Source organism: Actinoalloteichus hymeniacidonis (assembly GCF_014203365.1).
Lineage (GTDB): Bacteria > Actinomycetota > Actinomycetes > Mycobacteriales > Pseudonocardiaceae > Actinoalloteichus_A > Actinoalloteichus_A hymeniacidonis.
Map to the genome: position 1 here is coordinate 6,056,234 of NZ_JACHIS010000001.1, position 24,221 is coordinate 6,080,454.

The following is a 24,221-nucleotide window of genomic DNA, read 5'->3' on the forward strand; positions in this document are numbered from 1 at the left end:
CTTCCGTTCTTTGGCGTAGCCCGTCCCCCGACGAGCCACGCTCCCCCACCCTTCGGTGACAGCCCCGATCTGTTTCGACCGAAGGTAGGTCGCGTTCGCGAGAAGAGGCCCTTGTGACAGCTGGGAGAGTGGCTCTCCCAGCTGGAAGTTTTCTTCTCTACCGAGAAGACGTGAAGACCCGGTCAGGCGTTGCGTCCGATGTCGAAAAAAGTCGGCGCAACTTATCGATTCGATGTTCGAGCACGACTGGGAGATCCAGAGTACCGCTGTCGGTGACTGAGCACACCCCGAAAATAACTGGTACGCGTGTACCAGACCCGTGCAAAATGAACGGGTGTCAGATGCAGTCCGCCTCAGCGACTACCGAACCGCACTCGCAACTCCCGGCGCCGCAGGCCCGGTGATCGCCGCCATCTTCGGCAGACTGCCGATCGCGATGGTCGGCATCTCACTACTGCTCTATACGCAGCGCCAAACGGGTTCCTTCGCCAGCGCCGGCCTGGTCTCCGGTGCGGAGCTGATCGGAGTCGCGCTCGGTTCGGTCGCCCAGGGGCGGATCGTGGACCGATTCGGACCCACCCGGCCGCTGCTCATCATCTCGACGCTGTTCGGCCTGCTCGCCGGTCTGATCGTGGTGGCCATCGAGAACCGGCTGCCCGTTCCGGTCCTGGTTGGAATCGCCCTCGCGGTCGGACTCACCCAGCCGCAGGTGGGCAGCGCGTCCCGGGCGCTCTGGCAACGACTGCTGCCCCGCGGCCCCGCGCGGACCGCCGCGTATTCCTACGAGGCGATCAGCATGGAGGTCTTCTTCATCCTCGGCCCCGGCCTGGCGGGTCTCTTCGTGACCGCGCCGTGGGGCGGAACCGGGTTGGCCATCGGCGTGGCCTCGCTGGTGATCGGCTCCGTCGCCTTCGCTTTGACCCGCACCGTCCGACAGTGGGGCAGCCGTGAGGTCCCGTTGGCCAAGAGCGGGCTGCTCGGCGCATTCCGCATGCCCGCGATGCGGACCGTCACGCTGGCCGCCTTCGGTTTCGGCCTGGTGATCGGCTTCATCGAGGTCGCCGTCCCCGGTGCGGCCAGTCAGGCGGGGCATCCGGCCGTCGGTGGGCTGCTGCTGAGCCTGTGGTCGATCAGTTCGGTGCTGTTCGGCGTGCTGTACGGCATGCGCCCGTGGCCCCGACCGCTCTACCTTCGACTGCCCGTCCTGCTCGGCGGATTCGCCCTGTTGGGCGCATTGTTGGCCATCCCGACGACGCTCGTCGGGCTGGGAGTGGTCATGGTCGTGGTCGGCACGTTGATCACCCCGCAGTCCACCGCGCATTCCCTGGCGATCGAGGCGGTCGCGCCTCCGGGCGCCGCGGCGGAGGCCTTCGGCTGGATCATCACCTCGGTCACCCTCGGCTTGGCCATCGGTCAGAGCATCAGCGGGACCGTGGTCGAGGAGGCCGGTCCGTCGACCGCCTTCCTCGTCGCCTCGGTAGCCGGTCTGGCGGTCGCCTTCCTGGTGTGGTTGCTGCGGCACAGCGTGCGGACTGCGGCGGAGGCCTCGCAGGCGCAGGCGCCCGCGACGGCCGCGACCGAGACGGCCTGACCACAGCCACCGACAGCACGGTTCGGCTCGGTGTCGCGGGCCCCGGTTCTGTCGTGGTCCCGTCCTAGGGTCGACGGCATGGAGTTCGACATCACCGCGCCGACCGCGAGGCTCGCCACCGCTGTCGCCGACGTGACCCGGTTGCTGCCCACCCGAATGGTGGAACCCCTGCTGACCGGGGTCGTGCTCACCGCAGCCTCGGACGGCGTCCTGGTCTCGGGCACCGACCGCGAACGGGGGCTACGGCTGTCGGCCGAGGCGGTCTCCCACGTGGACGGAGCGGTGCTGGTACCGGCCAAACCGCTGGCCGAGACCCTGCGCACGCTCGACGCACCGGAGGTACGGCTGGTCTGCGAGGGGTCCCGGCTGGCCATCCGGACCCCGCAGGCGCGCTTCGCGTTGCCACTGCTCGACATCGCCGCGCATCCGGGTGTCGCCCGACCACCGGCACGAGTGGGCAGCGTGCTGGGCGGTGCCCTGCGCGCCGCGCTCGCACCCGTCGCGGCCGCCGCCTCACGCGACGACGCGCTCCCGGTGTTCACCGGTGTCCGCATCGCCGCCGAGGGCAATCGGCTCACCCTGATGGCCAGCGACCGATTCCGGCTCGCCACGGCTCGGCTGCCCTGGACCCCGCTGGACGATGCCTCGATCGACGTCCTGCTGCCCGCGAACACGCTGTCGGACATCCTCCGACGCATCCCGGACAGCGCCGAGGTCGGCCTACACGCCGATGTGGACTGCGCGGCTCTCACCTGGGAGAAGTCCAGCCTGACCACCGCACTGCTGGCCACGCCGTTCCCGAACACCGACCGGCTGTTGTCGGTGATCCCCGATACCACCGCCTGGGTGGACGCCGACGCACTCGCCGGTGCCGTCCGCCGCGCCCTGCCCTTCACCGGACCGCATGGGTTGGTCGGCGTCGAGGTGTGCGACGCCGAGCTGCGGGTGCGCGGGGTGGACGGTCAGAACGGCGAGTCGGAGGAGACGGTGAAGGCCATCGTCGACGGTGGCAGGCCGCAACGCCGCTATCAGGCACGCAACCTGATCGACGGGCTCAAGGCCTTCGCCGGCGAACAGGTTCGGCTGGCGGTGCCCGACGCCGACCGCCGTGGCACCGTGCTCACCGGCGAGACCCGACCCGACGGCGTCGAACTGACCTACCTCGTCGCACCGTCGCGGGGTGGCAACCCGACGCAGCACGCGGGCTGACCCGACGCCGGCGGTCCCGTCCGGCCTGCTCAGCCGTGTTCCCGCAGGTATTCGAGCTGCGCGGCGACCGACCATTCCGCAGCCGGCCACAACGAACGATCGACGGCCGCGTACACCGACTCGACGATCCGACCGGCCGTCGCATCGGGGCCCAGCTCCGCGAGGGCGCTGCGGACCTGGTCGAGCCTGCTCGATCGGTGTTCGAGGTAGGCGGTCGCCACCGCGCGGAGATCGGGCAGGTCGGGCCCGTGCCCCGGCAGTACCCGCAACCCGGCGGGCAGCTCGATCAACCGACGCAGTGTGGCCAGGTAGTCGACGAGCCGCCCGTCAGGGTGGGCCACCACGGTGGGCCCCCGACCCAGGATGGTGTCGCCGGTCAACACCGCAGCCGCGTCCTCGATCGACAGACAACGCGAGTCGGCGGTGTGCCCCGGAGTCGCCAGGACACGCAACCGCAGGCCCCCGACGGACAAGAGTCGGCCCTCGTCGAGATCGAGGCGCTCCGAGCCCGCTGGGCCCCAGCGCAGTGCCGGATCGGCGGCATGCAGCGGCGCCCGAACCCGTTCGGCGAAGCGGCGGGCCCCGCCCGAGTGATCGGAGTGGTGGTGGGTGAGCACGATGGCGCCCACCGGACCCAGAGCGGCGAGCCGGTCGAGATGTTCGGAGTCGTCCGGCCCGGGATCGATCACCACGCCTTCCTCCGTGCCCGCAGCCCGGAGGACCCAGGTGTTGGTGCCCTCCAGGGTCATCGGAGACGGATTGCGCGCCAAAAGGACGGTGGCGAACTCGGTGACCTGCCTCGGTACCCCGTAGGCGGGCGCGGCGGGGCTCTGGGGTTCGGTCATCTCGACACCGCCGGGTCCGTCGGATCCACGGTGTCGGTCTCGCTCGCGTATCCGGGATCGCCCGGCATCAGCAGTCGGAGCACCGCACCCTCTCTGATGATCTTCGGCAGCACCCGGTCGACCGTCCGTTCCTCGGCGAAGGCGGCGGCCACCGAACCGGACTCGGCGAGTTCCGCCAAGACGAACCAGGTCGGCGGCAGCAGCGCGATCTCACCCGTCTCCCAGGCTCGCAGCGCGTCGGCGGGCGACTGCCAGCCGCCGTGGTCGGCCTCGGTGGTCGCCCAGTCGGCCAGCTGACCGCTCGGTAGGACCGCGAGCAGGAACCTGGTGTCGTAGCGGCGTGGTTCGACGACCGGGGTGACCCAGTTGGCCCACGGCCGCAACAGGTCGGTGCGCAACACCAGACGCTCCTGCGCGAGGAACTCCGCGAACGACAGATCCCGGCTCTCCAAACGCGCCCGCTGCTCGGCATAGCCGGAGGTGTCCGACAGCAGACCTGCGGCGTCCGGGCCTGCCAGCAACACCCCGGTCTCCTCGAAGGTCTCCCGGACCGCCGCACACACCACCGCTCTGGCAAGCTCGGGCGAGCACCCGAACCGCTGGGCCCACCACGCCGGGTCGGGCCCGGTCCAGGCCACCGAGACGTCGGAATCCCTCGGGTCGACCCGCCCACCGGGAAACACGCTCATGCCACCCGCGAACGCCATCGTGGTGACACGACGCAGCAGGAAGACCTCGATTCCCGAGTCGCCGTCACGAACCAGGACCACGGTTGCGGCGTCTCGTGGCCGAACGGGCGGCGACGGCGGCGAGTCCGGCATCAATTCGGCTGGCAAGACGAAGTTCTCGGGCAGTCGAGGCACCAGGCCACTCTAGGTCGAGGATCATGATCACATGACGGAAGAAGTCGAGACGATCGAATCGACGCCTGCCGCGCCCGGGGTCCGGGGCTGCCTGGGTCGGATCGCCTTGATCGTTGTCGGCAGCCTGATCGGCACGGTGCTGACCGTGGTGTTGGGGCTGGCCATCCTGCTGCCGTGGCGGTCGGAGAACACCGAGGTACCGGTCACAGGAGAGATCACGGTGCCGCTCGATCGCGCTCCGACGGTCGAGTTGCGGATTAGAAGCAGCCTGGTCTCCACGATCAACACGGTGTGGATCGGCGATCGCATCGACGACGACGCCTTCTACGGGGTCGCCGTGCCGGTTCCGGGCAATGCCGTGGCGGGGCTGCGCGCGGAATGGGTCGAGTCCGGGCTGCGCCTGCATACCGACGAGGGCTTCGAGGTGCTCGTCCCGGGTGACTGGATGGAGGGCGGCCGCTGATGGCCGGCGTCCGATGGTGTCACCGAGGCCGGGTCACCGGCAGGATGTCGGCGTGGACGAGAGAGAACACTCCGAACAACTTCGTGTCGGCCTGATCGGCGCCGGGCAGTGGGCCAAGGTGATCCACGCACCCGGGATCGCCGCGCACCCCGGTACCCGGCTCACCTCGGTCTGGGCCCGCCGACCCGAAGCGGCCGCCGAGATCGCGCAACAACACGGCGCCGAGGTCGCCGCCGACCCGGAGGCCCTGTTCGACTCGGTCGATGCGGTGGCGTTCGCGGTGCCCCCGAACATCCAGGCGGACTTGGCTCGCACCGCAGCGCAACGCGGCAAGCACCTGATCCTGGAGAAGCCGATCGCACTCTCCGTCGAGGCAGCCGAGCAGTTGGCCGAGACGGTGTCCGACAACAAGGTCGCATCCCTGATGCTGCTGACCAGGCGTTTCGCACCGGAGGTCCGCGACTGGCTGGCGGAGGTGAACCAGACCGAAGGCTGGCAGGGCGGTTCGGTGCGCTGGCTGTCGGGATCACTCTTGGACGCGAAGTTCGCCGACTCCCGCTGGCGACACACCGAGACCGGTGATCTGTTCGACGTCGGCCCGCATGCCATCGATCTGCTGGATGCCGCGTTGGGTCCGGTCACCGGCGTCCACGCGGTACACCGCACCGAGGAAGCGGTCTGGCAGCTCATCCTGGAGCACGAGGGTGGGGCGACGAGCACCGCGACCTTGTCGATGCGCACCCCGATCCGCCCGTCGATCAACGACCTCTCGGTGTTCGGCAAGGCCGGGCATCGGGAGTTCCGTGGCGCGTCCACCGAACCGCCCGCCTGCTACACGGCGCTGCTCGACGACTTCGTGGCCATGATCGGCGAGGGGCGGCACCAGCACCCCCTGGACGTACGTCGCGGAGTGCATCTGCAGCGAATCCTGGAATCGGCGCGCGACCTCGCGGCGGCAGGCCGGTGATCGCTTCGCGTCTACCGACCCAGCGCGCGGGCTGAGCCCATGTCACGACGAAGCGCCGCCGGGACTTCGCTGGTTGCGAGGTCCCGGCGGCGCTCGAAGTGCGTCCTGCGGCTCAGCTCGGAGTCTGGAACGGCGGGTGCCCGTTGTTCTGCCGATGCTGGGTGCTGCTGCCCGCCGTGTACGAGATGCCCTCCATCCCGCTGATCCGGGTGATCGGGCCGGTCTGCTCGATGTTCGTCGCGTGTCTGCGGCCCGAGTACGAACCCATTCCGCCGTGCTCCGCAGAGGGTTCCTCCGGCCCGCCCTGCTCCCGCTGGGCCAGCTCCTCGTGCAGCTTGCGCAGGAGGTCGCGTTCCTTCTCGGTGAGCTTGGAATCGGAGGTGCTGCCCGATCCCATGTCGCCGCCAGAGTCACCCTCGGCCGGGTCGCCTGCGAACGGCGCATCGATCGGCCGGTCGTCATGACCGTTGTCCGTCGCGGACTTCCCGGCGCCGTAGGACAGGTCGTAGGCCTTGGTGGCCGAGGATTCGTCCATCATCGGGGCGTCGTCGACCAGCTCCGGTCCGCCGTCCGGGGTCGGCGGCGTCTGGCGCCTGGCCCAGGCGGACCGGCGGGAGCGCTTGTCCCCCGTCGAGCCGGACTCGTCCTTGTCCTCGGGTTCGTCGTCGTAGCTCGTCGAGCTGTCGGGCCTCGGCAGCTGCACGATGTCGGCGACCAGCTCCTCCTGCTCCGATGCCATACCCGTCTCGGGGGCTTCCGGTGCGGAGTCGTCGGGGCGGGTGGCCGCTGCGGTACGGGGCATCCAGGACGGCCTGCTCGCGCCGCCGCCCGTTGCGCCACCATCGTCGTCGGAGGCTTCAGGGTTCCCCGTCCGGTCGCCTCCGTCCGGACGGGAGCCGCTGGTCGGAGCACCAGGGTCGGCGGAGCCGGTCGCCGACCGGCCGGAGCGACGAGACGACCAGTCCGAGCCTCTGGTGCTCGAACCGGAGTTCGAGCCGGAACGCCACCGTGATTCGGCATCCCGATCGGCCTGCTCGGGCTCGGCGGGCGCCGATGCGGCGGACATCGAGGACGAGGACATCGGCGGTGCGGCGGACCGCGCCGGTTCCGCTTCGGCATACGAGCGGGCCTGTGCCGACGGGCCGGGGCCGACGGCGGGGGTCGGCAGCGGAACCTCCACGGCGGCCTTGAGCGCCGTGGCGTGATAGTCCGAGAGACCGCTGCCCTCGCGCCACACGTCCACAATGGCCGAGACGCCCAGCTCCAACAGTTCGGTGCGCAGCAGGAAGGCCATGGCGTGCGGGAAGCCGGTCCGACCGACCTCGGCCAACACGACGCGCTGGGTTCCACCGGCCGGGCTGGGGCCCGCCGGGGTGAGCCGCGAGACACAGCGAACCCAGTTCAGCGCAGGCAATCTGCCCGCCAGTCTGGACAGCACCTCGGTGACCACCGAGACCGGTTCGGCCTCCGAGGTGAAGCGGTGCTGTATCGACGGGAGCTGTTCTGCGAGGTTGATCCTGGCCGCGAGCGCTGCGGGGGAACGAACCTCGACCAGCAGCGACGACAGCTCGTCGCGCTCGGGAATGGTCACGGGCACGGCGCCTGCCACCAGACAGCCGGTCGTGAAGTCGATCGCGCGATCGAACTCGCCTAAGGCGAGCAGCTCGCGAGCCCGCACCAATGCATCGTCGTCGATTCGACCCGCCATCACGAGCAACAGGTCGTGGATGCGGCCCGACACGTCCAGCGTCTGGCCGCCGAGCCCCTCCCTTGTCAGCGAGGTGTCAGCCATGCCGGATCTCTCCTTCCGCCCCGCCGGGCAACGACGGGTATCGAGCGTGAGCAGCTCAAGCGTGCGTCAAACGCGCCGGTCCGGTGAGGACAACCTCGGACTCGGCCCAGGCAGCCCGGTGGTAGGACGGCAACCGCTGATCGGGCAGCGCCACCTCCACACAGGGGTCGTGCTCGCCGAGCGCCCGCAACACGCGCTGCAGCTCGGCGGTCAGGCGTACGTGCTCGGCGGCGGCGCTGACCAGCAGCACCCGCCGAGGGGCGCCACCGCCTTGATCGGTGATCCGCCAGGTCGAGCGAACCTCGCCGATGCTGGCCCGGCCTCGAAGCACCGCGCCGAGCACGACGGCGGCCGAGTCACCGGTGGCCACCCCGGACGGGGTGACCGCGGTGAACCGGAAGCCGGTGCGCGGTTCGGATTCCAACGACAGCACCCCGGCCAGCAGTGCGGGCGAAGCGCCTGCAGGCACCAATGCCTCGGTCAACAGCCGGTGTTCCTCGACGGTCAGACCGATCCGCTCGTGCAGCAACGTCCGGGGCAGGGCACGAGCGATCACGGCCTCGGCGCCACCGTCCAGCCAATCCCGGTATCGCCAGAGTTCCTCGTCGTCCAGCCTGCCCGCCAATCGGAACAGCAGCTCATGACACAACGTCTGGGGCGTCCCCACCACCGGGTTCTCCGTTCAGGTTCAGGCGACTTCGACGACGATCTCGACTTCGACCGGGGCGCCCAGCGGCAACTCGGCCACTCCGACCGCCGACCTCGCATGGCCGCCGGTGCCCTGGAAGATCTCGCCGAACAACTCAGAGGTTCCGTTGACCACTGCGGGCTGGCCGGTGAATCCCTCGGCCGAGGCCACGAAACCGACGACCTTGACGACCTTGACGACCGAGTCGAGGCCGACCAGCGCGTGCACGGCCGCCAGGGCGTTGAGCCCACACGTCCTGGCGTGCGCCTTGGCTTCCTCGGGGCTGACCTCGGCGCCGACCTTGCCGGATGCCTGCAGAGCACCCTGAACCAATGGCAACTGGCCCGAGGTGTAGACGTACGAACCGGACCGCACCGCGGGCACATAGGCGGCCACCGGCGCGGCGACGGGCGGCAGTTCGATGCCGAGCTCGGTCAGACGCTCGGTCCAGCGCTGCTGCTGCTGTTCGGTCACGCGGTCATCACCCCTTGGGCCGCTTGAGGTAGGCCACCATCTGTTCACCGGTCGGGCCAGGTAGCACGGTCACCAGCTCCCAGCCGTCCTCGCCCCACTGGTCGAGGATCTGCTTGGTCGCGTGGATAAGGAGCGGGACCGTGGCGTACTCCCACTTAGTCATTGACGGAGGGTATCTGTTGATCGGCGTTCGTGGCGTCATCCCCACGAATGGGTGCATCGACACGTCCGTTCGGAGGCATTGTGCCCGGTCGGATCCGACTAGCGTTGAGGTGTGGAGATGTGGCGTGCCATCGCGACAGGACTCATGGTCGTCGGTGGTCTGATCTTGGTTCTGGTTGCGATGGCACAGGCGAGGGATCGCCGCGGCAGTACCCGCGTGGATGTACTGCGAGCTGGGGGAATCTCGCTCGCGGTCCTCGCGGTCTGCGTCGCGTTGGTGGCAACGGTGTTGACTCCCACATTCGCCTGGGGACTCGTCGCCGCGACCATCATCGCGGACGGCGTGATCCTCATCGCGGATTGAAGCAGCGCCCGGATCGGGAACCGAAACCTTCCGAACGGACGAAACGCCGAGCTGCGACCAGCACACACGTTCCTGCCTGTCGCCTCGGCCCCTTTAGTCTGGCCATGTGAGGGCGTCGACCGGCGAATGGACCGAGCAGCTGGCCCGGGTCCGGCTGCATGTGGTCACCGGCAAAGGTGGCACGGGCAAGACCACTGTGGCGGCCGCGCTCGCCCTCGCCCTGGCCAACGAGGGCAGGCGCGTGCTGCTGGTCGAGGTCGAGGACCGACAGGGCATCGCCGGGGTGTTCGGCACCCCACCACTGCCCTATTCGGAGGAACATCTGGCGACCGGCCCCGGTGGCGGGGAGGTCCTCGCCCTGGCCATCGACGCCGAGGCAGCGCTGCTGGACTACCTCGCGATGTTCTACAACCTGGGATTCGCAGGCCGAACGCTGCGCAAGATGGGCGCCGTCGAGTTCGCCACCACGCTCGCGCCGGGGCTGCGGGACGTGCTGCTCACCGGGAAGATCAAGGAATGCGTCGGCCGGATCGACGAACGCGGTAGGCACGTCTACGACTCGGTGGTCCTGGATGCTCCCCCGACCGGTCGCGTGGTGAAGTTCCTCGATGTCACGCGGGCGATGGCGGACCTGGCGAAGGTCGGTCCGATTCGGAGTCAGAGCGAGGGTGTCGTCCGGCTGCTGCACTCCGGTGACACCGCCGTCCATCTGGTGAGCCTGCTGGAGGAGCTTCCAGTGCGTGAGACCTTGGAAGCCGTCGCCGAACTCGACGCCGCCGATCTGCGTCCGGGCGCGGTGTTGGTCAATCGGGTGCGTCCCACCCGCCTGCCGCACCGGTCCGCCACCGCAGCCGCCGCCGGTCGCGTCGACACCGGCAGGATCCGCGCAGGCCTGGAGACCGCCGGGCTGAACCTGGACGCGACGACCATCGAGGACCTGGTCACCGAGACGATCGAGCACGCCATCAGCGTCCAGTCCGAGACCCGAGCCAGGGTTGCGCTCCAACAGCCGGACCTGCCGACCCTCGAACTCCCCGAGTTCACCCAGGGCATCGACCGGGCGCGGCTCTTCGAGTTCGCCGGGACACTGCGCGATCAGGGAGTGCGGTGAGTCGGATGTCGGATGCAGCAGACAACCGTCGGCGGCGGCGCCCCCCGGGGCTGGCCATCGATTCCCTCATCGACGATCCCGGGACCTCGGTGCTGGTCTGCTGTGGTTCGGGCGGAGTCGGCAAGACCACGACCGCGGCCGCCCTCGGCCTGCGAGCGGCGGGCCGAGGCAGGCGCACGGTGGTGTTGACCATCGACCCGGCTAGGAGGCTCGCGCAGTCTCTGGGTCTAAAGGAACTGTCCAACCAGCCGAAACGGGTCAGCATCACGGAATTCGACGGTGGCGGCGAGCTGCACGCGATGATGCTCGACATGCGGCGCACCTTCGATGACATGGTGCTCACCCACGCGGGCAAGGAACGCGCGGCCGCAATCCTGTCGAATCCGTTTTATCAGACCATCTCCACGTCTTTCTCCGGCACGCAGGAGTACATGGCGATGGAGAAACTCGGCCAGCTCACCCAGGACGGCTCGTGGGATCTGATCATCGTCGATACCCCGCCGAGCCGTTCGGCGCTCGATTTCCTCGACGCGCCGCAACGGCTTTCCACGGTGCTCGACGGTAAGATCATCCGACTTCTCTCCGCACCGGCTCGGGCGGGCGGGCGTGGCTTGCGCCGACTAGTCGGTGCGGGATTCTCGCTGTTCAGCAAGGCGGTGTCCACCGTGGTCGGTGGTCAACTCCTCGCAGATGCCTCCGCATTCGTTCAGGCATTCGACAGTATGTTCGGCGGCTTTCGCGAACGCGCCGAACACACCTATCGGACGCTGCGTTCGCCGGGAACGGCATTCCTGGTGATCGCCACTCCCGAACCGGATGCGCTACGCGAGGCCTCCTATTTCGTGGACCGGCTCGCCGGCGAACAGATGCCCTTGGCCGGCTTGGTCGTCAATCGAACTCACCCGATCATCGCGGATCTACCTGCGACGACCTCGCTGGCCGCTGCGGACGAGCTCGCACAGCGCAGCAGCAATCCGCTGACCGAGGCGATCCTGCGCCTGCATGCGGATCGCGTTGCGCTGGCCGAGCGAGAACTGCGTTTGTTGTCGCGCTTCACGAAGTCGCATCCCGAGGTGGCCGTTGTCGGTGTCCCCGCGCTTCCCGACGATGTGCACGATCTCTCCGGTTTGCAGGAGATAGGACACCGACTGGCCTCGGCCGAACCCTCGGGGTGAAACAGTCTCTAGTACTACCGACTACGAGACCTGGTACTCGTCCATATCGGAGTGATTACGCCGCGCTTCCTGGAGCAGTTCCGCCCAGGAATCCACGTCGGGGCGCCTGCGTAGTAGCGCGCGCCGTTCGCGTTCCGTCATCCCGCCCCAGACACCGAACTCGATCCGGTTATCCAAGGACTCGGCCAGACATTCGGTGCGAACGGGGCAACCCAGGCAAACCAACTTGGCTTTGCGCTGTTCCGCTCCTCGAACGAACAACTGGTCCGGGTCCTCGTCGCGGCATGCCGCCCTGATCCGCCAGTCCCCCTGGTCGAACATCATGTCCCCCAGCTCCTGCTCGTCTTCCGACTCATAGGGCACCCCCCGGCACCCGCTGTGAGCAACGTTCCACATCAGTGTCACGTTCTGCGTTTCCCTGTCGTGAGACGTTGACGGACTGTAGAGCCCGTCGGTTCCATCTAATTCACCGGGTACCTCAACAATTACTTAAGGTAACTCTCGGTGACACCCTTAGTCACCTACTCGGGTAGGATGTGTCCACTCGTCCATTATCACACCCACCTACCGGCATTACTGTTGGGTCCGTGGAACTCAGGACGCGGCTGCTCAAGCTTCTCGGCTTCTGTGCGCTGGCGGGTGTGCTCACCGCCGGGGTGCTCTTCCCCGTCGCAGGGGGCGTCGGCGTGGTGTCCAATCAGGCCAGTAACACGGTCGACAGCATCTCGGCAGACCTGGTCTCGACGGACCCGCCGCTGCTCACGACGATCACCGACTCCGACGGGGCCGAGATCGCCTACCTCTTCGATCAGTATCGGGAGATCGTCGAGCCGGAGGAGATCTCCGACTCGATGAAGGCGGCGATCATCGCGGTCGAGGATCAGCGGTTCTACGACCACGAAGGCGTCGACTGGCAGGGCACCATCCGCGCGGCGATCACCAACCAGATGGAGGGGTCGATCGCCCAGGGCGGTTCGACCCTGACTCAGCAGTACGTGAAGAACTACCTGGTCCACGTCGTCTCCAACGGCAACCCCGCACAGCAGGTGAAGGCGCAGGAACAGACCCACGCCCGCAAGCTGCGTGAGATCAGGGTCGCGTTGCAGCTCGAACAGCACCTGCACAAGGAAGAGATCCTGGCCGGCTACCTGAACGTGGTGCCCTTCGGCAACCAGACCTACGGCGTGGCCGCCGCCGCCCAGACCTACTTCAACACCACCGCCGACAAACTCACCATCGCCCAGGCCGCGATGTTGGCGGGCATCGTGAACAGCCCCGGCAGCCTCAACCCCGGCACCGCACCGGAGGAAGCACTGCACCGGCGCAACGTCGTGATCGAGTTGATGGCAGGACAGGGCCTGATCAGCTCCGAGGCCGCAGGCAAGGCCATCGGCGAGCCGCTGGGCTTGGCCGAACCGCTGGGCAGGCCGCCGAACGATTGTGTCGGCGCCGGTCCCAACGATGGGTTCTTCTGCGAATACGTCCTGGACTACCTGCAAAAAGCAGGCTTCTCGAAGGATCAGCTCCGGCGCGGCGGCTACACCATCCGCACCACCCTGGACCAGGAGGCCAATGATGCCGCCAAGGAATCGGCGATGGCCGAGGTCCCCAAGGACACCCCCGGTATCGCCAACGTGATGGCGGTCGTCGAACCCGGCAAGGAGAGCCACAAGGTCCGTGCGCTGGTGGCCAACCGCGACTACGGGTTGGACCTGGACGCCGGCCAGACGATGTACGCGCTGCCCAGCGACCTGACGAAGTTCGGGGCCGGGTCGATCTACAAGGTCTTCACCGCCGCCGCCGCGCTCGAGATGGGCATGGGGATCAACAACGAACTGCCCTCACCGCAGACCTACACGTCGATGGCCTACATCAACAACGGCGACGGCTACACGGTCAACAACCACGGCGATGGCGGCTACCCGGCGTCGATGACCCTGCAGGATGCGCTGGCCCAATCGCCGAACACGTCCTTCGTGATGCTGCAGGAACGGGTCGGGCTGGAGGCGGCCGTCGGGATGGCCGAGCGGCTCGGCATGCGCGAGGGCATGGCGGGGGTCAACCATCACGGTGACCCGATCGATCTCGAATCCGACGAAGAGGTCCGCAACACCGCGCAGGGCGACTACATCGTCGACCACAACATGGGTGCCTTCACCCTCGGCTTCACTCCGACCAGCGTGCTGGAACTGGCCAACGTCTCCGCGACCATCGTCAGCGGCGGCATGTGGTGCCCGCCGTCGCCGATCGAGGAGATCCTCGACCGGTCCGGCAACGTCGTGCCGATCACCGAGGCGCCGTGTGAACAGGTCGTCGACGAGAAGCTCGCCGACGGGCTGTTCGTCGGACTCGGCAAGGACCACACCGACGGAACCGCCACGACAGCCGCGAGCGAGGCGGGCTGGGACCGGCCGATGATGGGTAAGACCGGAACCGCCCAGGACTACTTCTCCGCGGGTTTCATCGGTGCCACCCCGCAGATGGCAGGCGCGGTGCTGACCTTCAACGACGGTCGCGAGATCCAGGGCATCTGTGACTCCGATCCACCCGCGCTGTGTGGTGGCGGCGGCAACATCTTCGGTGGTCGGATCCCGGCGCGTACCTGGTTCGCCACGATGACGCCGATCCACGAGGGTCTACCCGTCATGGAGCTGCCACCGGTCGAACCGCGCTATCTCGACGGCGGCGAGGGCGAGCAGGCCCCCGACGTGATCGGAATGAAGGCCGACGAGGCCCGCAAGACGTTGGAGGACGCGGGCTACGGCGTCAACGAGCAGTCGGTGGACGCGACCGAGCCCGAGGGAACGGTCGTCAGCCAATCACCGGAGGGCTTCGCCCCGGCAGGCGAGACGGTCACCATCTCGGTGAGCAACGGCAATCCGCCTACCGAGGGTTCGGAGAGCGCGTCGCCCACCGGTCCACCCGCGACGCCGAGCGAGAACCCCGCACCGGAGCCCACCCAGGAACCACCGGCGACCCCGCCGCCCACGACCGGAGGTCCGGCGCAGCCGCCATCGGTGGTGCAGCCGACCACCGCCCCACCGCCGACAACCGCGCCACAGCCGGGACCACCGGGCCAGCAACCACCCGGTCAGCCGCCCGAACAACAACCGCCCCCGACCGGGGCTCCACCGGGTGGCAACCCCAGCGGTCCACCGTGATGGCGGCGGTGAGCGAGTAGCGAACACAGCAGTGCCCGGCAGCGAACTCCGCTGCCGGGCACTGTCGCGTTCTAGGGCCTGATCAGGCCGGGGTGACTTCCTCATCGAGCAGGGTCCGAGCCAGCACCGTCGCACCGATCAAGGTCGCCGGGGCAGCGATGAGCGAGGCCAGCGGAACCAGCATCAACAGGTAGTTCGGCAGGGCGAAGCCCAGCGAGAGCATCCGACGCTTGCGCATCGTGCGGCGGCAGTCGGACAGGCCGATGCCTCGCCTGCCCATCGGCAACGAGGTCATCTCCAGGGCCAACAACCAGGTGCCCACCAGGATCGCGATGACGGGAGCGATGAAGCCGACGATCGGGATGAATCCGATGGCCAGCAGCACAACGGCCCAGATCAGCGACCGCAACAGCATCCGCACGGCGTCGCCGAGGCCCCCGATCAGGGACTGGAACCAACCGCTTTGCGGTTCGGTGACTCCGCCGCCCAACTTGTCGTCGACCTCCTCGGAGATCGATTCGTAGATGGGCCCGCCGATCAGCAGGGTCACGGTCACGAACATGACCTGCCCGATCCCGAGGATGACCACGAAGGCGACCACCCCGACCACGGCCCGGGTCAGCGTGCGCCACGGCTGCGGCCAGCCATCGGCGAACGGGGTGATCCACGCGGTGATGTCACCGCTGAAATACACCAAGGCGATCAACAGGCCGAGGTAGAGGATCGAGGTCAGCAGCGCGGGTAGCGCGCCCCGAAGCAGGTGACGACGTGAGCTGAAGAGGAGCGCGTAACCGCGGCCTGCAATGCCCAGGCCTGCGAACACGTCTCGTATGGGGCGGATCACGCGCGGAAGACTATGTCAGTGATCGTGAAATCAGTACTAATACGACGATCTTCCGCCGTCGTCGCACCGTGCCCGGGTCGGCCAAACCCGGACACGGACGACGTCGTCGAGGTCGGGGTCGTCGGGCATCCGATCAATCACGGGGCCCGCGATCCCGAAGTCGAACTCAGCTCTGGAGTAGGGCGCGCACCGCCGCCGCGACGCGACCGCCGTCGGCCCGCCCCGCCGATTTGGCCGATGCGATTTTCATCACCTGGCCCATCTGGCGCTGCCCGGGACGCTCCCCGAGTGTCTCGGTGACCTCGGCCACCGCCTGCTCGGCGATCTCGGCCAATTCCGCGTCACTCAGCTGGGCAGGCAGGTAGCGGCGCAGAATGTCACCCTCCGCGCGCTCGGACTCTGCCTGTTCCGTCCTGCCAGCATCGGCGAACGCCGTCGCCGCCTCATCCCGCTTCTTGGTCTCCTTCGCGAGGACCTTGAGAACCTCGTCGTCGGTTAGCTCGCGCGCGCTCTCACCTGCGACTTCAGCGGTCGAGATCGCGGTGAGGGCCATCCGCAGCGTGGACACCACGAGGGCCTCTCGTGCCTTCATCGCGGTGACGAGCTCTGCCCTCAGTCGTGCTTTCAGCTCTGCCATGGCAAAGAACCTAGCGGTCGGCGACCGACGACGACGCAGGTTATCGAGGCGGGCGGACCCTCGGCGCGAACACGTGGGATGTTCACGACGGGTGCCGGGATCGGCATCAGGTGGCAGAGCCTTCTAGGCTGAGCGGGATGAACACCATCGGCCGCACCCTGATCGGGACCGCCGCACTCGGCGTCGCCACCCTCGGTTATGCCGTCGGGATCGAACGCAGAGCTTGGGCTCTACGGCACGCGACGCTGCCGGTCCTCTCGCCTGGGGCGCGACCCATGCGCGTCCTGCACATCTCCGACCTGCACATGATGCCCAACCAGCAATCGAAGCAACGGTGGGTGGCGGCGCTCGACGCGCTGGAACCCGACCTGGTGATCAACACCGGCGACAACCTCGCCCATCAGGCGGCGGTGCCCTCGGTGTTGCGTGCGCTGGGGCCGCTGCTGAATCGGCGGGGCGCCTTCGTCTTCGGCAGCAACGACTACTACGCGCCGAAGCCGAAGAATCCCGCGCGCTACCTGCTGCCCAGCAGCAAGACCAAGCGGATTCACGGGGTGCCGTTGCCGTGGCGCGACCTTCGTGCGGCGCTCACCGAGCGCGGTTGGCTCGACCTGACCCATAAGCGGCGCACCTTCAGCGTGCAGGGCAGCACCGTGGTCGCGGCGGGCGTCGACGACCCGCATCTGCGCCGGGATCGCTACGACGACATCGCAGGCATTCCCGATCCGAAGGCCCGGCTTCGACTCGGCGTGACCCACTCGCCGGAGCCGAGGGTGCTCGACGCCTTCGCCGCCGACGGCTACGACCTGGTGCTCGCCGGCCATACGCACGGCGGCCAGCTACGGATTCCCGGCTACGGGGCGCTCGTGACCAACTGCGGGATCGACCGGTCCCGGGCGCGTGGCGTCTCGCGCTGGGGCGCACACACCTGGCTCAACGTCTCGGCTGGCCTGGGCACCTCGCCCTACGCCCCCGCGCGCTTCGCCTGCAGGCCGGAGGCGAGCCTGTTGACGCTGGTCCCGCGCGAATCGGACGACCGACCGAGCTCCCGTGGAACTCAGGTGCCGGCCGGTTTCGGGGCTGGGCAAGACATCAGCTAGACTATGTCTCGTCGAACAGCGGACCGGTTGGGAAGCTGTGAGACGGGCGGGGTGTGGCGCAGTTTGGTAGCGTGCTTCGTTCGGGACGAAGAGGTCGCAGGTTCAAATCCTGTCACCCCGACCAGATAAGCGGCCTGGTTGGGACTCCAAGCGGAGTCCCAACCAGGCCGTTTTCGCATGTTCACGGCCCTTGTGCGATGAACCGTGAAATCAGACTCGCCCACCGCTACGTGCTAACGCTGCGAGTCAGACGCGGAGCGAATCCGCCCAACCCCAGTCGGCCATGCGCGGGAAGCGTTCGTGAGCGACGACGGGGCGCAACTGCGCAGCGAGCGCTCATAGCCTCCGTAGTGGTCGATCCGCAGAACGGTCATGCTCCATGCCGATTGCATAGTTGCAGCAGCACATAAGGTGGCGGTTCGCCAGGGCGAGGTGCCGTGTTTCGAGGCGACCCGAATCATGCAGGAGTACTACCTTCACCACTTGAAGACTTCACGATCCGCCTTCCAAGATCGCATGCAAGCTACGCACCAAGTCAAGTCCCGCCACCGTGTGCCCAAAAGGGAAGGTGAGCTGCCTTGAGAACAGTCCCTATGCACTTGGCTACGAAGGAACCTGCAAGAAATACTTGTTCATCCTATGGTCGTCTCGTCGTGAAACAGAGACTATATCTGTCGACATCAGGGGTGAACAAACCAATGTTCTTCGCACAAATATGGGCCGATGTCCTAGCTGCGAAGCCTGGGCAAGCACCGCACTGGTTTCCAACGGATCGACAGACATGTGAACGATTTTCTGCGATCGAGTCATCAAACCATGCCGAATGTCGGATCATGGCCGTTTGGGGTGCCGGCAATGGAACCGAGGGCATGATCCGCACTACTCATCCTGCTTGCAAAGACTGCGCTCGATTGATGCAGGAACAAGGCGTCCTTCACGATAACATCGCAGACCGCAAATATGGACTCACCGGCTGGATACACCCATTCACCATGGAGAAATACGGGCCGCAAGTCACCAATCCGGGGGAAGCAGTGCGGCGGTACGGTTGACAACACACCCAGTCGACATATTCATTCCGTCCGCCCGAAGCGCACACTCCGAGCACATCGAGTAGCAATACGGTAGCTGAGGCAGCAGGGCACGGCGAGATCCCGTCCGGCAATCACTCCGGGGTGTGAAAGTACGTGCGTGCCGAGGGCAGGAACATCGCGATGATCGCGGCGGGAACGCAGACCACGTGCACGAGACGCACGATGAGGAACCACGGTCCCATCGGACCATCGCCGCCGAATGCCTCGACGAACCCGACACCTGCCACCAACTCGGTGATCGGGGCGTAGACCAGCGAGAACATCCCGATACCGCCGAGCAGCACGGTCAGCGAGATTCGGGCCCAGTTCCAACCGCGCCGCATGACCACCGCGATGGTGAACAACACCAGGGTGATCACCACCCGGAACGCGATGAGTCCCAGGATCGCCGCGATGGTCATCGTCCGTTCCGGGGCACTCAGCTCGCCCGCGACTCCGAGGACCGTCTCCACCGCCCCCATCGCCAGGGCCGTGAGCCACAGGAAGAACGCGACCTGCACGACAGTCGGCACGGTGCTACGGCGCGGACCATGAGGTGTCTGCTCTGCGGAGGAGCGGCGCTCGACGGTGTCGTGCTGGCGGTTCATCGGCTCGGCCTTTCGGATGGCAGTGGAGTGCACTTACCGCCATCGTGCGATGGGTCGCGGCGGGTGTCAGTGGGTCTAGCCACCCATCCCCGGGGTGCTTGGGACCCCGGCGGGCCTGCCCGGGCCGAGTGGCCGACATCGCCGCCGTCGGCGGGCTCGGAAAATCCAGCAGCCATCGACGAAGTCGCTCCCGAGTATTACGACCCCCATCGGCGAGTGCGATTTTCGGGGTACCACTCTTGTCGGTGGGGCCGACTATCGTTACCTTGAGAAATACCGGTGCGGGGGGAACATCCACGGGCGGCCGAATAGCCGTCGGATGCCACATCGGACCGCCGAGTATTGGGGGATACCTGGCCATGAGGAGATCGATTCGAACTATTTCGACGACGATATTCACTATATTCGCCGTACTGCTTCCCTCGGGTGCGGCCGTCGCGCACATCGCGGCCACGACGGCACGCTTTCCGGCCTCGGGTGTCGAGCTACGTCCGGTCGGGCGAACCGTGGACGGATTCCCGCTGTACCACGCCGCGTTGCCCGCCTCGCCTGCCCGACGAGGCAGCACCCGCCCCGCTTTCGAGGGTTCCGGCGAATTGGCGGACGCGGGTGACGGTGTCTCGTTCGCGCCGCCTGTGCAGACGGGTTCGGGGCGAGGCGGCGCACCGTCGATCTTCCAGCCCGATCAACGATCGCGCGTCCTCGATACCACGGCGTTCCCGAGTCGCGCCGTCGTCCAGGTCACCGCAGCCGAGATCGGTGGTTGCAGTGGATTCCTGGTCTCGGCCGACACGGTGGTGACCGCCGGGCATTGCGTGCATGCAGGCGGAACCGGCGACCTCGCCGACTTCTTCACCGACTTCCGGATCCTGCCCGGCCGCAACGCGGGCACGGTGCCCTTCGGCAGCTGTGGCGTCACCCAGTCATGGACGGACCTGTCCTGGGTCGACGAGGCGGACACCGACCAGGACTGGGGTGTGCTCAAACTGGGTTGTTCTATCGGAAACACCGTGGGCTGGTTCGGGATGAGCTGGCAGGAGAATTCCTTCGATGGCACTCATGTCACGATTCGCGGCTATCCTGCCGACAAACCGGCTGGCACCATGTGGTTTCACGGCGGCCCCATTCGCCAGTCGCCTGCGAAGAAACTCCGCTACACGGTGGATACCGTTGGCGGGCAAAGCGGTTCGGCGGTTTACGACGATGTGGACCGGGCTATCGCGATTCACACCAATGGCCGCACCGTCACCGTCGACTTCAACAAGGGCACTCGATTAACCGAGGATTTATTCACCTTCATCGACGAGATCCGAGTCGTTCCCGGCCCGCGAGCATCGGGGCCGATCCTGGCCCGTTGACGACCGGGCGACCACCGGGCAGCGGGCACCACCGCTGCCCGGTGCGGCAGTATCGCGGGCGTGAGCACCCACCCTCAAGCCGAGATTCCCGAGCAGCTCTTCCACGACCCCGAGGCCGAGGCCCGATGGCGGGCCAGGTTCACCTCGGCCCGCAATTCCACGCCGGATTGGGCGTTGCTGGCACCCGACCGCAACCTCTACGTGTCCAACGTCAGCGGTGTGTGGGAGGTCTACGCGTGGGATCGGGCCACCGACACCCACCGCCAGGTGACCGACCGGCCGAACGGAACGATCCACGCCACGCTGAGTCCGGACGGCGAGCGGATCTGGTGGTTCGCCGACACCGATGGCGATGAATTCGGCCAGTGGATGATGGAGCCGTTCGGCGGACGCGCGCCCGACGAGGAACCCGCCCAGGCCCTTCCCGGCGTACACGACGGGTATCCGGCCGGGTTGGAGATCGGGACGGATGTGGTCGCCTCGGCGGCCGCGACGGACGAGGGCACCACGATCTGGGTAAGCCGGGGCGTTCACGAGGAGCGTGGCACGGCCGACGTCGTCTACCAGAGCGAGCACGACGCGGGGGCCGCGGCGCTGTCCCACGACGAGACGCTGTTGGTGATCTCGCATTCCGAACACGGCGACTCCCGACACCCGGCGCTGCGGGTGCTACGCCTCGGCGAGTCCGGTGGCGAGCACACCGTTGTCGCAGAGAAGTGGGACGGCGAGGGCAAGGGACTCGACGCGCTGGCGTTCCCGTCGATCGCGGGCGATCAACGTCTGCTGGTCTCGCATGAACGACGGGGTAAGCCCGAGCTGCTGATCTGGGACCTGGCCGACGACTCCGAGTCGGAGTTGCAGCTGGACCTGCCCGGCGAGCTGGCGGCGGATTGGTATCCGGACGGCCGGTCGCTGCTGGTGTCGCATCAGTACCGCGCCCGCGGCGAGTTGTACCGCTATGACATCGCCGAGGCCACCCTCACCCGGCTGAACACCCAGCCGGGCACGGTCGGCTCGGCGGCGGTGCGTCCGGACGGCACGGTGGAGTACGGCTGGTCGAGCTCGCATTCGCCCTCGGTGATCCGGGCGCTGTTCACCGATGGCACCGACCAGGTCGTGTTGACCCCGCCCGGCGAGCCCGCACCCCCGTCGGTGGCATTGACCGATGCGTTCGTCGAAGGTCCCGGCGGCGAGATCCACGCGCTGGTGGCCCGGCCCGCCGATGCGCCCGCCGGTCCGCTGCCGACCGTCTTCAGCCTGCATGGCGGCCCACACGCGGAGGACGAGGACCGGTTCTCGGCCTATCGCGCACTGTGGGTCGACGCCGGATTCGCCGTGGTACACGTCAATTACCGAGGCTCGACCGGCTACGGGTCGGACTGGCGGGACTCGATCGAGGGCAGGCCGGGCCTGACCGAACTCGACGACGTCGCCGCAGTGCACGACTGGGCGGTGCAGAGCGGACTCGCCGATCCGGCCAAGTGTGTGGTCGAGGGTGGTTCCTGGGGCGGCTACCTGACGCTGCTGGCGCTGGGCACCCAGCCGGAGCGTTGGGCCGCAGGCGTGGCCGGGGTCCCGGTCGCCGACTATCTGGCCGCCTATGAAGACGAGATGGAACCACTGCGCGCCTTCGACCGGGCCCTGTTCGGCGGCTCGCCGGAGGAGGTTCCCGATCTGTATCGCGAGTGCTCCCCACTGACCTATGTGGACCAGGTGCGGGCGCCGGTGCTGGTGTTGGCGGGCGAGAACGACCCTCGGTGCCCGATCCGCCAGATCGACAACTACCTCGACCGGTTGGCGTCGAAGGACGTGCACTACGAGGTGTACCGCTTCGATGCGGGGCACGGGTCGCTGGTGATCGCCGAGTCGTTGAAGCAGCGGGCCGCCGAGTTGCATTTCGCCCGTCGCGCGCTGGGACTCGCCTCGCCGATCAACTGATCGAAGCCGTTCTCGACACACAGCCGGGCCGGACGCACTCTCGCGTCCGGCCCGGCTGGTCGAGCCGATTACTTCTTCTGTTGCTGGGCCTGCCACATCCAACGTGCCTTCTCCAGGCTGGCCGTGATCTGGATGAGCAGGTCCTGGGTGACCTGGTCGGTCTTGTCGGTCTCGTCGATGCGGGCCCGAAGCCGGTGCACCACCTCGCTCAAAGCCGCGACCACGTCGTCGACGACCTGTTCGACGGTGCGCCAGCCCGCGTGCGGATGATGCAGTCCGCTGCCTTGGGCGACCGTGGCGGACCGGCCGTCCGGCGAGACGGCCAATGCCGACATCCGCTCGGCGACGTCGTCGGCGAAGTCCCTGGTGGTCGACACCAACTCGTCGAGCTGGAGGTGCGCCGACCGAAAGTTGGGGCCGACGACGTTCCAGTGCTCCTGCTTGGCGAACAGGTGCAGGTCGATCATCTCCAGCAGTGTCGCCTGTAGGGCATGGCAGGTGACATCCCGTTCGCCGTCGCCGAGGGGGCTGGTCAATGGGCTGCGAATCGAGTTCTTCGTCATGGTTGCTCACACCTTCCTGGTGACGGTCAGAGAGCCGGGCGGGCCACGCCTGGTCACACCACTGCGGACACGGAGACGTCGATGTTGCCTCTGGTGGCCTTCGAATAGGGGCACAGCTGTTGGGCCGCCTCGACGATCTCGTTCGCCTGTGGCTGGGTGAGTTCGGGAATCCGGACCTCCAGGTCGACGGAGAGCCGGAAGCCGCCGTCGCTCTCGTCCGCACCGATGCCCACCTTCGCGGTGACCTCGCTGCGGCGCACCGGGGTACCGGACCGGGCCGCCGCCGCCCGCACCGCGCTGTGGAAGCACGCCGAATAGCCTGCGGCGAACAGTTGCTCGGGGTTGGTCGCGGCGCCACCGGGACCGCCGAGCTCGGTCGGGGTGGCCAATTGCTCGTTGATCACTCCATCCGAGGATCTGACCTCACCATCGCGGCCTTGGCCGGTCGAGACGGCCTCTGCGGTGTATAGCGGGGTCATGGTCTATCTCCTCGCCTCCCGGTAGCTGCACACGGCCAGCGACGGCGTACCGAACGCTGTCGCTTGAGGTACCCGGGAGCGGAGACGATTAAGCCTTAATCGATTGAGTTCGCGGCGACGGGACGCCGAGATCCGACCATGGATCGGTGTTTCCACCTGCGACGAACTAGTTCTGTTTTCGCGCGAAGTCGACCACCTGTTGGCCGATGGTGTGCAGGACTCCCGAGGTCTTGGCGTCGGCGCAATCGCCGTGCTCGTCGAAGCGAACCTCACCGGAGTGCAGCGCCGCACCGAGTGGGGTCGGCCAGCCACGCAGGGCGTGCACGATCGAGCGCAGGGCGGTCAACGTGCTCACGGCCGCCTGCCAGCCCTGGGCCGTGCCGATGCAGCCGACCGCTCGGCCGTCCAGATACGGCCGGGCGTCGCCGCGCAGGTCCTCGATGTAGTCGAGTGCGTTCTTGACCAGACCGGACACCGTGCCGTGGTAGCCGGGCGAGACCAGGATCACGCCGTCCGCGCTCTGCACGCTCTCGACCAGGCGCCGGGCGTTGTCGGTGCGTTCGGTGACATGTGGGTCGTAGAAGGGCAGCAACAGGTCAGGGCCGGAGAGCACGACCGTCTCCGCTCCCGCATCCGCCGCTCCCGTCAGGACCGCGCGCAGGGCGCGCTCCGACTGGGAATCCGGCCGAATCGATCCGCCGATGCCGACCACCCGGATCGTCACGTCGGCAGCGCTCGCACACAACGGCGATAAGT

24 protein-coding genes and 1 tRNA gene are annotated in these 24,221 nt (G+C 67.6%); 12 read left to right on the forward strand and 13 right to left on the reverse strand.

The window, feature by feature from the left end; all coding sequences use genetic code 11:
• The first annotated feature begins 334 nt into the window (after window positions 1–334).
• Together BKA25_RS25940 and BKA25_RS25945 are read left to right on the forward strand one after the other, a co-directional pair.
• Window positions 335–1,591 (forward strand): MFS transporter, encoded by a 1,257-nt coding sequence (locus BKA25_RS25940; protein ID WP_084642382.1) that lies wholly within the window; start codon window positions 335–337, stop codon window positions 1,589–1,591.
• A gap of 78 nt (window positions 1,592–1,669) precedes the next feature.
• Window positions 1,670–2,800 (forward strand): DNA polymerase III subunit beta, encoded by a 1,131-nt coding sequence (locus tag BKA25_RS25945; protein WP_069845945.1) that lies wholly within the window; start codon window positions 1,670–1,672, stop codon window positions 2,798–2,800.
• 29 nt (window positions 2,801–2,829) lie between these two features.
• On the opposite strand, the gene BKA25_RS25950 is transcribed toward BKA25_RS25945, so the two are convergent.
• Both BKA25_RS25950 and BKA25_RS25955 read right to left on the reverse strand, forming a co-directional pair.
• Entirely contained in the window at window positions 2,830–3,645 is an 816-nt protein-coding gene (locus BKA25_RS25950; RefSeq protein WP_069845943.1) for an MBL fold metallo-hydrolase, read from the reverse strand.
• Complete coding sequence (locus tag BKA25_RS25955; protein WP_084642380.1) at window positions 3,642–4,508, reverse strand: NUDIX hydrolase; 867 nt, start codon at window positions 4,506–4,508, stop codon at window positions 3,642–3,644. Before BKA25_RS25955 ends, BKA25_RS25950 begins: the two co-directional genes overlap by 4 nt.
• 31 nt (window positions 4,509–4,539) lie before the next feature.
• Here BKA25_RS25955 and BKA25_RS25960 point away from each other — a divergent pair, with 31 nt between their 5' ends.
• Together BKA25_RS25960 and BKA25_RS25965 are read left to right on the forward strand one after the other, a co-directional pair.
• Complete coding sequence (locus BKA25_RS25960; RefSeq protein WP_069845941.1) at window positions 4,540–4,971, forward strand: hypothetical protein; 432 nt, start codon at window positions 4,540–4,542, stop codon at window positions 4,969–4,971.
• A gap of 52 nt (window positions 4,972–5,023) precedes the next feature.
• On the forward strand, window positions 5,024–5,938 hold the full coding sequence (locus BKA25_RS25965) for a Gfo/Idh/MocA family protein (RefSeq protein ID WP_069845939.1): 915 nt from the start codon (window positions 5,024–5,026) through the stop codon (window positions 5,936–5,938).
• A gap of 112 nt (window positions 5,939–6,050) precedes the next feature.
• Here the strand turns inward: BKA25_RS25965 and BKA25_RS25970 are convergent, their stop codons facing one another.
• From BKA25_RS25970 to sp36, 4 genes are read right to left on the reverse strand one after another with little or no spacing between them, the layout of a single operon-like run.
• The gene (locus tag BKA25_RS25970; protein WP_069845937.1) at window positions 6,051–7,730 is read right to left on the reverse strand and encodes a hypothetical protein; all 1,680 of its coding nucleotides are present in this window, start codon (window positions 7,728–7,730) and stop codon (window positions 6,051–6,053) included.
• 55 nt (window positions 7,731–7,785) lie between these two features.
• Window positions 7,786–8,397, reverse strand: coding sequence for a hypothetical protein (locus tag BKA25_RS25975; protein WP_236750445.1), 612 nt, complete (start codon window positions 8,395–8,397; stop codon window positions 7,786–7,788).
• Between the two features lie 21 nt (window positions 8,398–8,418).
• On the reverse strand, window positions 8,419–8,892 hold the full coding sequence (locus BKA25_RS25980) for a RidA family protein (protein WP_069845933.1): 474 nt from the start codon (window positions 8,890–8,892) through the stop codon (window positions 8,419–8,421).
• A gap of 7 nt (window positions 8,893–8,899) precedes the next feature.
• On the reverse strand, window positions 8,900–9,055 hold the full coding sequence (gene sp36 / locus BKA25_RS25985; protein ID WP_157420884.1) for a Sp36 family protein: 156 nt from the start codon (window positions 9,053–9,055) through the stop codon (window positions 8,900–8,902).
• 117 nt (window positions 9,056–9,172) lie between these two features.
• Between sp36 and BKA25_RS25990 the strand changes: the two genes are divergently transcribed.
• The 3 genes from BKA25_RS25990 (at window position 9,173) to bagB (ending at window position 11,704) form a co-directional block, all read left to right on the forward strand.
• Complete coding sequence (locus tag BKA25_RS25990) at window positions 9,173–9,418, forward strand: hypothetical protein (RefSeq protein ID WP_221313722.1); 246 nt, start codon at window positions 9,173–9,175, stop codon at window positions 9,416–9,418.
• Window positions 9,419–9,524: 106 nt separating this feature from the next.
• A complete protein-coding gene (bagA, locus tag BKA25_RS25995) occupies window positions 9,525–10,529 on the forward strand; it encodes an ATPase BagA (RefSeq protein WP_069845929.1) in 1,005 nt (334 codons plus the stop codon).
• Window positions 10,530–10,534: 5 nt separating this feature from the next.
• Entirely contained in the window at window positions 10,535–11,704 is a 1,170-nt protein-coding gene (bagB, locus tag BKA25_RS26000; protein ID WP_069853154.1) for an ATPase BagB, read from the forward strand.
• A 21-nt stretch (window positions 11,705–11,725) separates the two neighbouring features.
• Here the strand turns inward: bagB and BKA25_RS26005 are convergent, their stop codons facing one another.
• Window positions 11,726–12,028 carry a WhiB family transcriptional regulator gene (locus BKA25_RS26005; RefSeq protein WP_069853153.1) on the reverse strand — a complete coding sequence of 101 codons (303 nt, stop codon included), beginning with the start codon at window positions 12,026–12,028 and terminating at the stop codon, window positions 11,726–11,728.
• A gap of 263 nt (window positions 12,029–12,291) precedes the next feature.
• On the opposite strand from BKA25_RS26005, the gene BKA25_RS26010 reads away from it, so the two are divergent.
• Window positions 12,292–14,865: a penicillin-binding protein gene (locus tag BKA25_RS26010; RefSeq protein ID WP_069845927.1), complete on the forward strand. Its 2,574-nt coding sequence runs from the start codon at window positions 12,292–12,294 to the stop codon at window positions 14,863–14,865.
• Between the two features lie 82 nt (window positions 14,866–14,947).
• On the opposite strand, the gene BKA25_RS26015 is transcribed toward BKA25_RS26010, so the two are convergent.
• Both BKA25_RS26015 and BKA25_RS26020 read right to left on the reverse strand, forming a co-directional pair.
• Window positions 14,948–15,709, reverse strand: a complete 762-nt coding sequence (locus tag BKA25_RS26015; RefSeq protein ID WP_084642376.1) for an EI24 domain-containing protein — start codon at window positions 15,707–15,709, stop codon at window positions 14,948–14,950.
• Between the two features lie 166 nt (window positions 15,710–15,875).
• Window positions 15,876–16,346, reverse strand: a complete 471-nt coding sequence (locus BKA25_RS26020) for a GatB/YqeY domain-containing protein (RefSeq protein WP_069845925.1) — start codon at window positions 16,344–16,346, stop codon at window positions 15,876–15,878.
• Window positions 16,347–16,483: 137 nt separating this feature from the next.
• Between BKA25_RS26020 and BKA25_RS26025 the strand changes: the two genes are divergently transcribed.
• A complete protein-coding gene (locus BKA25_RS26025) occupies window positions 16,484–17,446 on the forward strand; it encodes a metallophosphoesterase (RefSeq protein WP_069845923.1) in 963 nt (320 codons plus the stop codon).
• 47 nt (window positions 17,447–17,493) lie between these two features.
• Window positions 17,494–17,570 (forward strand) — tRNA-Pro (locus tag BKA25_RS26030).
• 1,041 nt (window positions 17,571–18,611) lie between these two features.
• Here the strand turns inward: BKA25_RS26030 and BKA25_RS26035 are convergent.
• Complete coding sequence (locus tag BKA25_RS26035) at window positions 18,612–19,127, reverse strand: hypothetical protein (protein ID WP_069845921.1); 516 nt, start codon at window positions 19,125–19,127, stop codon at window positions 18,612–18,614.
• A 359-nt stretch (window positions 19,128–19,486) separates the two neighbouring features.
• On the opposite strand from BKA25_RS26035, the gene BKA25_RS26040 reads away from it, so the two are divergent.
• A complete protein-coding gene (locus BKA25_RS26040; protein WP_084642374.1) occupies window positions 19,487–20,485 on the forward strand; it encodes a trypsin-like serine peptidase in 999 nt (332 codons plus the stop codon).
• Window positions 20,486–20,545: 60 nt separating this feature from the next.
• Window positions 20,546–22,423, forward strand: a complete 1,878-nt coding sequence (locus tag BKA25_RS26045) for a S9 family peptidase (RefSeq protein ID WP_069845918.1) — start codon at window positions 20,546–20,548, stop codon at window positions 22,421–22,423.
• Window positions 22,424–22,491: 68 nt separating this feature from the next.
• On the opposite strand, the gene BKA25_RS26050 is transcribed toward BKA25_RS26045, so the two are convergent.
• The 3 genes from BKA25_RS26050 to BKA25_RS26060 form a co-directional block, all read right to left on the reverse strand.
• Window positions 22,492–22,986, reverse strand: coding sequence for a Dps family protein (locus BKA25_RS26050; RefSeq protein ID WP_069845916.1), 495 nt, complete (start codon window positions 22,984–22,986; stop codon window positions 22,492–22,494).
• Between the two features lie 53 nt (window positions 22,987–23,039).
• Entirely contained in the window at window positions 23,040–23,465 is a 426-nt protein-coding gene (locus BKA25_RS26055; RefSeq protein WP_069845914.1) for an organic hydroperoxide resistance protein, read from the reverse strand.
• Window positions 23,466–23,631: 166 nt separating this feature from the next.
• Window positions 23,632–24,189, reverse strand: coding sequence for an NADPH-dependent FMN reductase (locus BKA25_RS26060; protein WP_069845911.1), 558 nt, complete (start codon window positions 24,187–24,189; stop codon window positions 23,632–23,634).
• Window positions 24,190–24,221: the final 32 nt, after the last annotated feature.